The sequence below is a fragment of the Rahnella perminowiae genome (assembly GCF_019049695.1).
GTDB classification, from domain to species: domain Bacteria; phylum Pseudomonadota; class Gammaproteobacteria; order Enterobacterales; family Enterobacteriaceae; genus Rahnella; species Rahnella perminowiae.
Window position 1 is genome coordinate 21,246 of sequence record NZ_JAFMOT010000172.1, and the last position, 12,988, is coordinate 34,233.

11 protein-coding genes are annotated in these 12,988 nt (G+C 53.2%); 8 read left to right on the plus strand and 3 right to left on the minus strand.

Annotated elements, in window-relative coordinates; genetic code table 11:
- Window positions 1–62: 62 nt before the first annotated feature.
- Both J1781_RS10265 and metB read right to left on the minus strand, forming a co-directional pair.
- Window positions 63–2,498 carry a bifunctional aspartate kinase/homoserine dehydrogenase II gene (locus J1781_RS10265; protein ID WP_217233508.1) on the minus strand — a complete coding sequence of 812 codons (2,436 nt, stop codon included), beginning with the start codon at window positions 2,496–2,498 and terminating at the stop codon, window positions 63–65.
- 2 nt (window positions 2,499–2,500) lie between these two features.
- Entirely contained in the window at window positions 2,501–3,661 is a 1,161-nt protein-coding gene (metB, locus tag J1781_RS10270; protein ID WP_217233509.1) for a cystathionine gamma-synthase, read from the minus strand.
- Between the two features lie 329 nt (window positions 3,662–3,990).
- Between metB and metJ the strand changes: the two genes are divergently transcribed.
- Entirely contained in the window at window positions 3,991–4,308 is a 318-nt protein-coding gene (metJ, locus tag J1781_RS10275; RefSeq protein ID WP_004392248.1) for a met regulon transcriptional regulator MetJ, read from the plus strand.
- Window positions 4,309–4,460: 152 nt separating this feature from the next.
- On the opposite strand, the gene rpmE is transcribed toward metJ, so the two are convergent.
- Window positions 4,461–4,673: a 50S ribosomal protein L31 gene (gene rpmE / locus J1781_RS10280; protein ID WP_129955316.1), complete on the minus strand. Its 213-nt coding sequence runs from the start codon at window positions 4,671–4,673 to the stop codon at window positions 4,461–4,463.
- A 201-nt stretch (window positions 4,674–4,874) separates the two neighbouring features.
- On the opposite strand from rpmE, the gene priA reads away from it, so the two are divergent.
- The 7 genes from priA (at window position 4,875) to rraA (ending at window position 12,959) form a co-directional block, all read left to right on the plus strand.
- A complete protein-coding gene (gene priA / locus J1781_RS10285; RefSeq protein WP_217233510.1) occupies window positions 4,875–7,070 on the plus strand; it encodes a primosomal protein N' in 2,196 nt (731 codons plus the stop codon).
- 203 nt (window positions 7,071–7,273) lie between these two features.
- Window positions 7,274–8,302 carry a DNA-binding transcriptional regulator CytR gene (cytR, locus tag J1781_RS10290; protein WP_129955312.1) on the plus strand — a complete coding sequence of 343 codons (1,029 nt, stop codon included), beginning with the start codon at window positions 7,274–7,276 and terminating at the stop codon, window positions 8,300–8,302.
- Between the two features lie 99 nt (window positions 8,303–8,401).
- Window positions 8,402–9,337 carry a cell division protein FtsN gene (gene ftsN, locus J1781_RS10295; protein WP_217157654.1) on the plus strand — a complete coding sequence of 312 codons (936 nt, stop codon included), beginning with the start codon at window positions 8,402–8,404 and terminating at the stop codon, window positions 9,335–9,337.
- A gap of 115 nt (window positions 9,338–9,452) precedes the next feature.
- Window positions 9,453–9,983, plus strand: coding sequence for an ATP-dependent protease subunit HslV (gene hslV, locus J1781_RS10300; RefSeq protein ID WP_015699184.1), 531 nt, complete (start codon window positions 9,453–9,455; stop codon window positions 9,981–9,983).
- A gap of 11 nt (window positions 9,984–9,994) precedes the next feature.
- Window positions 9,995–11,329 (plus strand): ATP-dependent protease ATPase subunit HslU, encoded by a 1,335-nt coding sequence (hslU, locus tag J1781_RS10305; protein ID WP_129992182.1) that lies wholly within the window; start codon window positions 9,995–9,997, stop codon window positions 11,327–11,329.
- A 97-nt stretch (window positions 11,330–11,426) separates the two neighbouring features.
- Window positions 11,427–12,353, plus strand: coding sequence for a 1,4-dihydroxy-2-naphthoate polyprenyltransferase (locus J1781_RS10310; RefSeq protein ID WP_129992183.1), 927 nt, complete (start codon window positions 11,427–11,429; stop codon window positions 12,351–12,353).
- 120 nt (window positions 12,354–12,473) lie between these two features.
- Window positions 12,474–12,959, plus strand: a complete 486-nt coding sequence (gene rraA / locus J1781_RS10315; protein ID WP_129955306.1) for a ribonuclease E activity regulator RraA — start codon at window positions 12,474–12,476, stop codon at window positions 12,957–12,959.
- Window positions 12,960–12,988: the final 29 nt, after the last annotated feature.

The window sequence follows — 12,988 nt, forward strand, 5'->3', positions numbered from 1 at the left end:
TGGGAGGGGGTTTAGCAGACCACTTCGCCCCCCATTCCCATGAGAAGGACAGGCGCAGGGAATTACAGAAGTTGCGTCAAGCGGTTAAGATCAGACTGCAACGCACCTGCGGTGACGTCACGCCCTGCGCCCGGCCCGCGGATCACCAGCGGATTATCACGATACCAGCGGCTTTCGATAGCAAACACGTTATCACAAGGCAGCAACGCAGCCAGAGGATGGTCGTCACGCACGGCTTCAACACCCACACGCGCTTTGCCATTAGCATCGAAACGCGCCACATAGCGCAGCACAAGACCCATTTCGCGGGCCGCTTCCAGACGTTGCAGCATTTGCTGGTTCAGCGCCTCACCGTCTTCGAAGAACTGATCAACCGATCCGGTCACACAGCTTTCCGGCACCAGCGATTCCACACGAACCTGCGTCGGTTCAATATCATACCCGGCCTCACGCGCCAGGATAACCAGCTTGCGCATGACGTCCTGACCGGATAAATCATCGCGCGGATCAGGCTCCGTTAACCCCTGCTGCCAGGCTAAATCCACCAGTTCGGTGAACGGCAGCGTGCCATCGAATTGCAGGAACAGCCATGACAAGGTACCGGAGAAAATTCCGCTGATGGCCAGAATGCTGTCACCGCTTTCACGTAAATCGCGCACCGTATGGTTGACCGGCAAACCGGCACCTACCGTGGCGTTATACAACCAGTGGCTGCCAGTTTTGGAAAACGCATCGCGGATCTGACGATATTTATTCGTATCCGATGCCCCCGCCAGTTTATTGGCGCTGATAACATGGAAACCGTAACTGGCAAAATCCAGATACTGATCTGCCAGTTCAGCGCTGGCGGTGACATCGAGAACCACTAAATCGTCATAAGGATGCGCACGCATCCACAGGAACAGCGATTCTTCATCGTGTGCCTGCGCTTCATCATCAAAGAAAGCCAAAGCACGGCTGGCGTCCAGCCCGTCGTAATTGAGCAGGCTACGCTTGCTGTCAACCACACCCGCCAGTACAAACTCAAAACCGCTGCGGGCAGAAATATTCTTTTGTTCACGGGCGAACAGTTCCAGCCAGCGTGAACCGATATTGCCTTTACCAAACAGCATCAGACCGATTTGCTTTTCAGCACGGAACAGCGTTTTGTGCAGCCCCTGAATCAGGTGCGCGGTCGGGCCGATACGCAGCACGGCCACCAGACTGATACCGTCTTCGGCCTGCCAGATAAACTCCACCGGCTGATCTTTCATCTCCTGATAGAAACGGTGACTGTGCAGCGGGTTCTTGCACACGCCCGCACCGACCAGCGCCACCAGCGCCAGCCCTTCACGCAGCGTCAGACGCGCCGGAAGGGCCGCCTCTTCGAGAACCTGCAACGCACTGCCCGCCACTTCAGAGGTGTAGCACAGTTGCAGTAAATTACGATCAGGATGAATGCCGGTACACAGCGGTTTGATCTGCGCCCGTTTGAGCAGCAGTTCGACATCTTTTTGCGCCAGACCGAAATCATGACCTGACGGAATGACCATTTCGATCAGACAAATATCATCGTGACTGGTGACAATTTTCGCACCGGTGCCGGAAGCCAGTACACGTTCGATACGCGTTGATCCTTGCTCCGGCTGATAACTGCAACGCAGCTGTAAATCGATATCGCTACCGGAAACCGGTTGAAGAGTACGGGTGTGAAGAACCGGTGCGGCCAGGCGTGCCAGTTCACTGGCCTCATCGAGACGCAACAAGGGCAGCAGACAGGCATCTTTTACTTTACGCGGGTCAGCGCTGTAGACGCCGGCCACGTCACTCCAGATGGTCACGCGGCTGGCATTCGCCAGTGCACCAATCTGGGTGGCGGAATAGTCACTGCCGTTACGGCCAAGCAGCACGGTTTCACCCGCGTCGCTGCGGGCAATAAAACCGGTCACCACCAGATATTGCTGAGGGTGCTGCACGAGAAGTTGTTGCAGCAGCGGGTAAGAACGGCCTTCATCAACCTGAGGTTGTGCAGCACGTTCAGCCCGCAGAAATTCACGGGCATCCAGCCAGGCGGCCGGTAATTCCAGTTTGCATAACACCGCAGACATCAGGCGTGCGGACCAGACTTCGCCGTGCCCTACCACTTCAGCATAAATTGCATCGGTCATTTTGCCGTCAAGCAAAACAGCCAGACGTTCGAGATCATGAATAAAAGAAGCAATAAGCGGTTCGGCCATTTCCGGCGGCAACAGGCCGGTTATCAAATCACTCTGATAACGGCGCAAAGCTTGCTGAACCTGATGCGCGGAAAGTCTGTCTGTCTGGCTGAGCTTCAGCCAGCTGATCAGCTGGTTAGTTGTACTGCCAGCCGCCGACACCACCATCATGTCACCCGGCTTCGCATACTCGGCCATAATACCGGCGACGCGCAAATAACATTTCACGTCGGCCAGACTGCTACCACCAAACTTGTGCAACTGACGGCTTCCCGCCGGCGCTGCAACCGCTATTGCATTCATACTTACCTCGTTGCCACTGACTGGAATGCATTTTCCAGATCAGCAATCAAATCTTCGCTGTCTTCAAGACCTACAGAAATACGGAGCAAGCTGTCAGAAATCCCGGCGGCTTTGCGCGCTTCCGGCGCCATGCCAGCGTGTGTCATGGTCGCGGTATGAGAAATCAGGCTTTCGACGCCCCCCAGTGATTCTGCGAGGGTAAATAACTTCAATTCTTTCAGGAAATGGCGCAACTGAGCTTCATCTCCGTTAAATTCAAAACTGATCATGGCACCGAAGCCACGTTGCTGACGGCGGGCAATTTCATGTCCCTGGTTTTCCGGCAGCGACGGATGATACAGCTTTTTAACCTGCGATTGTTTCTGTAAATAAGCCACAATCGCCAGGGCATTTTCCTGTTGCTGTTTCACACGAACCGTTAATGTGCGCAAACCCCGCAATAACAGGTAGCTGTCAAAGGCTGCGGCGGTCACGCCAATGTTGTTCGCCCACCATGCCAGCTCTGTCGAGTGTTCTGCGGTCTTAGATATTACCGTACCGGCGACCACATCAGAATGCCCGTTCAGATATTTAGTACAGGAATGGACGACTAAATCCGCACCAAGCTGCAACGGGTTCTGCAACGCCGGGCTGAGGAAGGTATTGTCCACTACCGTCAGAGCACCGGCGGCACGTGAGGCATCGCAAATCGCCTGTATATCCACCACACGCAGCAAAGGGTTGCTCGGGGTTTCAATCAGCACCAGCTTCGGTTTTTCTTTCAGCGCATCCGCCAGCGCCTGCGGATCACCCTGATCCACAAACAGTACGCGATACGCGCCACGTTTGCTCAGACTGTCGAACAGACGATAGCTACCGCCGTAGCAGTCATGCGGCGCAATCAGTAAATCGCCAGGTTTCAGGAATACCGTACACACCAGGTGAATGGCAGACATCCCACTGCTGGTCAGAACCGCACCGGCACCGCCTTCCAGATCAGCCAGCGCCCGCTGGACAACATCGCGTGACGGGTTGCCGCGACGGGAATAGTCATGCGCTCTTGGCTGGTTGAAATCTTCAAAGTTATAAGTGCTGGAAAGGTAGATTGGCGGAACTACACAACCATATTGCTGATCATTGTTCAGGCCACTGCCCACGGCAATGGTGGCTTGCTTGTGCGTCATAATCGTTTATTCCTGACGAATTGCGAAGGATGAGGATATAAAGAGTAACCGCCGGAGATATAGACGTCAATACATCTGGACATCTAAACTTCTTTGCGTATAGATTGAGCAACAGCGCAATACCCGCTAAAATTATGCCATTAATGAAGATGTCAGGCAGATGTGTCGCGCCGGAAGATTTAAGCGCAAGGTAGCAAAATGAACAGTGCCGCAGGGAAAACGTGAGATATCCCTGTTAAATTCCGACATTTACTTAGTGAGAACAGGGAAAATCGGGCATAATCACGCGGTTTTCAGAATTTTATTTTTTGATAAATTTAAGGTGTCCCATGGCTGAGTGGAACGGCGAATATGTCAGCCCTTACGCTGAACACGGTAAGAAAAGCGAACAAGTTAAGAAAATCACGGTATCCATTCCGCTGAAAGTCCTCAAAATTCTCACCGATGAACGCACCCGTCGGCAGGTGAACAACCTGCGTCATGCGACCAACAGTGAATTATTATGTGAGGCTTTTCTGCATGCCTTCACCGGCCAGCCTTTGCCGAATGACGAAGACCTGCGTAAAGAACGCAGTGACGAAATACCGGAAGCGGCGAAGATCCTGATGCGTGAATTGGGTGTGGATCCTGATACCTGGGAATACTGATCGCTGCAACGCAGAGATATGCTGAAAAGACCGTGCGACCCCGTCGCGCGTTTTTTCAGTATCTTTGTGAGAAAAAAATTGTTTGTCAGGAAGTGAAACGGCAGGCAACAAAAAAGGCGCCAAAGGCGCCTTTTTTTGCTCTCAAGCGAAGCTTATTTGCTGCTTGGAACGCTGAAACGCTTGTTGAAGCGGTCAACGCGGCCACCGGTAGCCACTTCACGTTGCTTACCAGTGTAGAACGGGTGACATTCGCCACAAACGTCCAGGTTCAGATCGTGACCCACAGTTGAGTGAGTTTTGATAACATTACCGCATGAGCAAGTTGCAGTAATTTCTACATATTTAGGGTGAATACCTTGTTTCATGGAAAACCTCTTCTTAAGGCCGCGTCGCTATCCAACCCTGTTCTGTCAGACACCACGCGTAGTGGATGATAGGCTTTGAGTACGAAATGCACCAAAGGCGGCGAATCATACAGAATCTCTGAGTACCGCGCAATGATGTTCATGCATTTCGAAGGACACAGTGTACACTATCTCGTCATTTTTTTATAGTCTGGACCCCCAATGCCTGTTGCCCACGTTGCTTTACCTGTCCCGCTCGCCCGTACTTTTGACTATCTGTTGCCGCCTGATATGCAGGTTTCACCGGGTTGCCGGGTCAGTGTGCCTTTCGGTAAACGTGACGCCATCGGCATCGTGACCAAAGTCAGTGACTTCAGCGAATTTGGCCTGGAAAAACTGAAACCGGTACGGGAAATCCTCGACAGTGCCAGCCTGTTTACCCCCGATTTGTGGCGCATCCTGTTCTGGGCTGCCGACTATTATCATTATCCGATCGGCGAAGTGCTGTTCCATGCGTTGCCGGTGTTATTACGTCAGGGAAAAGCCGCTGAACTTACGCCGCTGTGGCAATGGTTCGCCACCGAGCAGGGGCGGGCCACGCCGCTCGACAGCCTGAAACGGGCACCCAAACAGCAGCAGGCAATGGCCGCACTGATGCAAAAACCGTTGTATCGTCATCAGGTCGCCGACCTGGATCTTACTGATACCGCCTTGCAGGCACTCCGTGCCAAAGGGCTGACGGATTTACGCAGTATCGCGCCCGCCACGCACGACTGGCGGCTGGATTTCTCGGTGATCGGTGAGCGTTTACGGCTCAATACCGAGCAGGCCACCGCCGTCGGTGCGATCCGCAGTGAAGATCAACAATTTTCCGCCTGGTTGCTGGCCGGTGTGACCGGCTCGGGTAAAACCGAAGTGTATCTGAGTGTGCTGGAAAACATTCTGGCGCAAGGTCGGCAGGCGCTGGTGATGGTGCCGGAAATTGGCCTGACGCCGCAAACCATCGCGCGTTTTCGCGAGCGTTTCAGTGCGCCGGTGGATGTACTCCACTCCGGTCTGAACGACAGCGAACGCCTCGCCGTCTGGCTGCGGGCGCGCAATGGCGAAGCAGGCATTGTGATTGGCACCCGCTCGTCGCTGTTTACGCCGTTTGCACGCCTTGGTGTCATTATCATTGATGAGGAACACGACAGTTCTTATAAGCAGCAGGAAGGCTGGCGCTATCACGCCCGTGATCTGGCGGTATACCGCGCTCACGCTGAAAATATTCCGATTATTATGGGCTCGGCAACCCCGGCTCTGGAAACGCTGCACAATGTTGAACGGGGAAAATATCGCCAGCTCAGACTGACCAAACGAGCCGGAAATGCCAAACTCGCCCGGCAAAATCTGCTGGATTTAAAAGGGTTGCAGCTAAAAGTCGGGCTGTCTCAACCGCTGATCCAGAAAATGCAGGAACACCTGAAGGCCGATAATCAGGTGATGTTGTTCCTCAACCGCCGTGGCTATGCGCCTGCCCTGCTGTGCCATGAGTGCGGCTGGATAGCGGAATGTCAGCGCTGCGATCACTATTACACCCTGCACCAGAATCAGCGTCAGTTGCGCTGCCACCATTGTGACAGTCAGCGCGCCGTGCCGCATCAGTGTCCGCATTGCGGCTCAACACAACTGGTCTCGGTCGGCGTCGGTACAGAACAGCTGGAAAATGAACTGGCACCGTTGTTCCCGGATACGCCTATCACGCGGATTGACCGCGATACCACCAGCCGTAAAGGTTCACTGGAACAGCATCTGAGTGAAGTCCATCGTGGCGGCGCACGTATTCTTATCGGTACGCAAATGCTGGCAAAAGGGCATCACTTCCCTGACGTCACGCTGGTATCACTGCTGGATGTAGACGGTGCCTTGTTCTCAGCGGATTTCCGTTCTGCCGAGCGCTTTGCCCAGCTTTATACGCAGGTGTCAGGCCGTGCCGGTCGCGCAGGTAAGCAAGGGGAAGTGGTATTGCAAACTCACCATCCCGAACATCCTCTACTGCAGGTATTGTTGCAACAGGGCTACGACGAGTTTGCCAGACAGACGCTGGCGGAGCGCAAAAGCGTCTTTCTTCCTCCCTATACCAGCCATATTATGATCCGTTCGGAAGACCACGATAATCAGCAATCGGCGCTGTTTCTTCAGCAGTTACGCAATCTGATCGAATCCAGTCCGCTGAAAGATGATTCGCTGTGGATCCTGGGGCCGGTTCCTGCGTTACAAGCCAAACGCAGCGGACGCTTCCGCTGGCAGCTTTTATTGCAGCACCCTTCACGTCGCGTTTTGCAGCATCTGATCAAAAGCTCCCAGCCGCTGATTTTAAGTCTGCCACAAGCCAAAAAAGTGAAATGGACCCTGGATGTCGATCCGATTGATAGCTGATCTCCAAAGCAAATATGCATAAAGAGTCAGGTTTTTTGCGTGATGGATCGAAAAAAGCATCTGCGTCACACTTTTAATGCAAATTAGGTAACAAATCCTACTCACATTCTGTTTAGAATGTGATGAGCTACACATCATGCGTAGCCAGGTGAGGAATGTTGATGTTGTTGTGTCAGTTTGATGCTGTTGCAAGGAGAGAGACGTTGGAGCACAAGAAAGAATTACCCGCCGCAACAATGAAAGATGTGGCTGAACAGGCAGGCGTTTCAACAGCAACCGTATCCCGTGCGTTAATGAATCCGGAGAAAGTCTCCGCCGCGACCCGTCAGAAAGTTGATCAGGCTGTGATGGCCGTAGGGTATTCTCCTCATGCACTGGCCCGCAATCTGAAACGTAATGAATCACGCACTATTCTGGTGATCGTCCCCGACATTTGCGATCCGTTTTTCGCCGACCTGATCCAGGGGATCGAGCGTACAGCCGCCGAAAGCGGTTATCTGGTGTTGATCGGAGATTGTGCTCACCAAAATCAGCAAGAGAAAACCTTTATCAATCTGATTATTACCAAGCAAATTGACGGTATGCTCCTGCTTGGCTCTGATTTACCTTTCGATGCCAGTAAAGAAGAACAACGCAACTTACCGCCGATGGTGATGGCCAATGAATTTGCGCCGGAACTTGAACTGCCGACAGTCCATATTGATAACCTGACAGCCGCGTTCGAAGCCGTGCATTATCTTCTTAAACTGGGGCATCAGCGTATTGCCTGCATCGCCGGCCCGAAACATATGCCGTTGTGCCAGTACCGTTCGCAAGGTTATGTACAGGCACTGCGCCGCAACGGACTGAGTGTCGAGAGTTCGCTGACCATTGATGGCGATTTCAGCTATGAATCGGGGGCGCAAGCCGTCACCGAGCTGATGGCACTGCCCGTCCCGCCGACGGCGATTTTCTGTCACAACGATGTGATGGCGATTGGCGCTATGTTCCAGGCGAAAAAAATGGGTCTGCGCATTCCGCAGGATTTGTCGGTTGTCGGTTTCGATGACATTAAGGCCAGCCAGTATACCGATCCTCCGCTGACCACCGTTGCGCAGCCGAGATTCCAGCTTGGCCGTCAGGCCATGTTATTATTACTTGAGCAGTTACAGGGGAATCCGGTACAAAACGGTTCACTGTTGCTTGATAGCGAGCTGGTGGTGCGGGAAAGCACCGCTGCCCCCAAAGCGTGAGTCCGTTTTTATGTTCTTCGACAGTTTTAGTTTCAGTAAATGTTCAGGGTTGAGTAACATGACGCACTTCTTCATTCATCACGACACAGCGAAACGATAGTGGCACAAAGAGACTATGTAAGCCGTGGGCGCTCAGGAGCGCGGCGGAAAAGTACCAGCCGGAGTAAAAAACGCAGTTCCACAACGATCTCCAAAACCATGGTGGTGTTAGCCGTTGCGGTACTGGTGGTGTTTGTCGGTGGCCTCTATTTTATTGCGCACAATAAACGTGAAGAAGCGACAGTGTTGCCAACGCACGCTGTCCGTCCGGGTAATGGATTGCCGCCTAAACCGGAAGAACGCTGGCGTTACATTAAAGAATTGGAAAACCGCCAGATGGGCGTGACCACGCCGACAGAACCGACAGCGGGCGGGCAGGTCGAATCCAAAACACAACTGACGCCGGAACAGCGCCAGCTTCTCGAACAGATGCAGGCCGATATGCGCCAGACGCCAACACAGTTGTCTGAAGTGCCGTATAACGACCCTAACCAGGTGGCGCAGGCGCCGGCACATACTCAGCGCCAGGTTCAACAACAGCAGCCAACATACGCACAGCAACAACCGGTGCAAACTCAGCCGCGCCAGGTTCAGCCGCAGCCGACGTATACGCCACAAACGCAGCCGGTACGCGCGCCGCAAGCTCAGGTGCAAGCGCAGCCAAAACCGAAGCCACAGGTTAAAGAGCCGGTGAAAGAAGTACCGAAACCGCAACAGCCAGCCGCCATTACTCAGGCTGAGCCGGAAAAACCAAAAGCACAGGAAAAAACCCAACGCTTTATGGTGCAGTGTGGTTCTTTCAAAGGTACGGAACAGGCAGAATCGCAGCGCGCGAAGCTGGCATTTGAAGGCTTTGAAGGCCGGATCACTACCGGCGGTGGCTGGAACCGCGTGGTGATCGGCCCTTACAACAATCGCTCCGGTGCAGACAGCACCTTATCCCGCCTGAAGAGCGCAGGCATCTCCGGTTGCATACCCCTCGCAACCGGGGGTTGAAAACCCGTAATCCTTCCCCAATCTATACTTTCAATATGCCTCGTAAGCTTGTGAGACACCCGACGTGTCCCCCAAGCCTGCGGGGATCTTTTCAGTCTGCAACGAGGAACCGCTCGTGACAACAATTGTAAGTGTACGCCGCAACGGCAAGGTCGTTATCGGTGGTGATGGCCAGGCCACATTGGGAAATACCGTCATGAAGGGCAACGTCAAAAAAGTACGTCGCCTGTATAACGACAAAGTGATTGCGGGCTTTGCTGGCGGCACGGCTGATGCCTTCACGCTGTTTGAGCTGTTCGAGCGCAAGCTGGAAATGCATCAGGGTCATCTGGTGAAAGCTGCCGTTGAACTGGCAAAAGACTGGCGAACCGACCGCATGCTGCGACGTCTGGAAGCCCTGCTGGCCGTCGCGGATGAAAACGCGTCGCTTATCATCAGCGGTAACGGCGATGTTATCCAGCCGGAAAACGACCTGATCGCCATCGGTTCCGGTGGCCCGTATGCCCAGGCCGCGGCACGCGCATTGCTGGAAAATTCCGAGCTTGAAGCGCGCGACATCGTTGAAAAATCGCTGAGCATCGCCGGTGACATCTGCATCTATACCAACCATTTCCACACTATCGAAGAATTATCTTCTAAAGCGTAAGGATCGAAATTATGTCTGAGATGACCCCGCGCGAGATTGTCAGCGAATTAGACAGTTACATTATTGGCCAGGATAAAGCGAAACGCGCCGTGGCCATTGCTTTGCGTAACCGCTGGCGCCGCATGCAGCTCGATGAAGCGCTGCGCCATGAAGTCACCCCGAAAAATATTCTGATGATCGGCCCGACCGGTGTCGGCAAAACCGAAATTGCCCGCCGTCTGGCGAAACTGGCTAACGCGCCGTTCATCAAAGTAGAAGCGACCAAATTCACTGAAGTCGGTTATGTGGGTAAAGAAGTGGATTCTATTATCCGCGACCTGACCGATTCCGCTGTGAAAATGGTGCGTCTGCAATCTATTGAAAAAAACCGTTATCGTGCTGAAGAACTGGCCGAAGAACGTATTCTGGACGTACTGATCCCGCCGGCTAAAAATAACTGGGGGCAGCCTGACGAAGCGCAGGAACCTTCTGCTGCGCGCCAGAACTTCCGCAAAAAACTGCGTGAAGGCCAGCTCGACGACAAAGAAATTGAAATCAGCCTGGCATCCGGCCCGATTGGCGTTGAAATTATGTCTCCGCCGGGCATGGAAGAAATGACTAATCAGTTGCAGTCGATGTTCCAGAGCATGGGTGCTCAGAAACAGAAACCACGTAAACTGAAAATCAAAGAAGCGCTGAAGCTGCTGATTGAAGAAGAAGCGGCGAAACTGGTGAACCCGGAAGATCTGAAAGAACAGGCGATCGAAGCCGTTGAACAACACGGTATCGTGTTTATCGATGAGATCGACAAAATCTGTAAACGTGGCGGTCAGAGTTCAGGCCCTGACGTATCCCGTGAAGGTGTTCAGCGTGACCTGTTGCCACTGGTGGAAGGCTGCACGGTGTCTACCAAGCATGGCATGGTGAAAACCGATCATATCCTGTTCATCGCATCCGGCGCATTCCAGACGGCCAGTCCGTCAGACCTGATCCCAGAATTGCAGGGTCGTCTGCCCATTCGTGTGGAACTGCAGGCGCTGTCGACTGAAGACTTCGAACGTATCCTGACCGAGCCAAGTGCTTCGCTGACACATCAGTACAAAGCATTGATGGCGACCGAAGGCGTAACCATTGATTTCACCGCTGACGGTATCCGGCGCATTGCAGAAGCCGCATGGCAGGTAAACGAAACCACCGAGAATATCGGTGCGCGTCGTCTGCACACCGTTCTGGAGCGTCTGATGGAAGATATCTCTTACGACGCCAGCGAAAGTAACGGAATCTCCATAAACATTGATGCAGATTATGTTAGAAGCCACCTTGACCAGCTGGTAGCTGATGAAGATCTGAGCCGTTTTATCTTATAATTTGCTCATACGTTCCGAAAGTGATCTTCAGGGAGGCGTTTGCCTCCCTGATTTTTTTTAGATTTCGGACTGATTCTTCACCTGAGCGAAATCATCTATGAGCATAATCACTTCCTGCACACCGACGACGCCCGCCCGCGCCTGGCTGGAAAGCTTGCGCCCGAAAACCTTGCCACTGGCGTTTGCCTCTATCGTCATGGGTTCTGCCATTGCCAGCCTGCAAAATACCTTCCATCCGCTTATTGCATTGCTGGCACTGCTGACTGCCGGCTGTCTGCAAATCCTGTCGAATCTGGCGAATGACTATGGGGACGCAGAGAAAGGCAGCGATACCCCGGATCGCGTCGGCCCTCTGCGCGGAATGCAAAAGGGGCTGATTACCGCTGCGCAGATGAAGCACGCCATTATCCTGACCATCGCGCTGACCATAATTTGCGGTATCGCGCTCATCGCCGTGGCCTGCCATAAACCCAGTGATGTGGTCGGGTTTTTGGTTCTCGGCTTGCTGTCGATTGGTGCGGCGATTACCTATACCGTCGGCACACGGCCTTATGGCTACATGGGGCTTGGCGATATTTCCGTTCTTATTTTCTTCGGCTGGATCAGTGTCGCGGGGACGTTTTATTTACAGGCAGGCTATTTCGACTGGATCGTGATGCTTCCGGCGACGGCAACCGGTTTGCTCTCCACCGCCGTGCTCAATATCAATAATTTGCGCGATATCGAAACCGACAGTATCAATGGCAAGAATACACTGGCGGTTCGCCTCGGGCCGGTTAACGCCCGCCGTTATCACACTATCATCCTGACCGCCGCCGTGCTGTGTCTGGTCATTTTCTCCGCCGTATACCTGCATCATTGGACCGGCTGGCTGTTTATTCTGGCGATTCCGATGCTGGCGAAACATGTGGCGCGGGTGATGAAATCCACAACATCCACCGAAGTCCGCCCGTTACTGGAACATATGGTAAAAACGGCGTTGCTGACTAACGTCTTGTTTGCAGTAGGACTGTTACTCAATTGAACAAAGTTGGCCTGATGTGCGTTTATCAGGTCACTTTTCACATTTAACAATTGATGATTTTGCCAACATCCGCCGGAAAGGGATATACTGAGCATTCATGCAGCAACCAGATGAAAACCTATGAAATACGATACTTCCGAACTTTGCGACATCTACCATGAAGAAGTGAATGTCGTCGAACCCTTGTTCTCCAACTTTGGCGGCCGTACTTCATTTGGCGGGCAAATCACCACCGTGAAATGCTTCGAAGATAATGGCTTGCTTTATGACCTGCTGGAAGAAAACGGCCGTGGCCGTGTGTTAGTGATTGATGGCGGCGGTTCTGTGCGTCGCGCACTGCTGGATGCCGGACTGGCACGCCTCGCGTTCCAGAACGAATGGGAAGGCATCGTGATTTATGGTGCAGTCCGTCAGGTTGACGATCTCGAAGAGTTGGACCTGGGTATTCAGGCGATGGCGGCTATCCCGGCTGGCGCAGGCAGTGAAGGAATCGGCGAAAGCGACATTCGTGTCAATTTCGGCGGCGTCACCTTCTTCTCCGGCGACCATCTTTATGCCGATAATACCGGTATCGTGCTGTCAGAAGACCCGCTCGATATAGAATAATTTTCTTCTGTGCACAACAAAAAAGGACG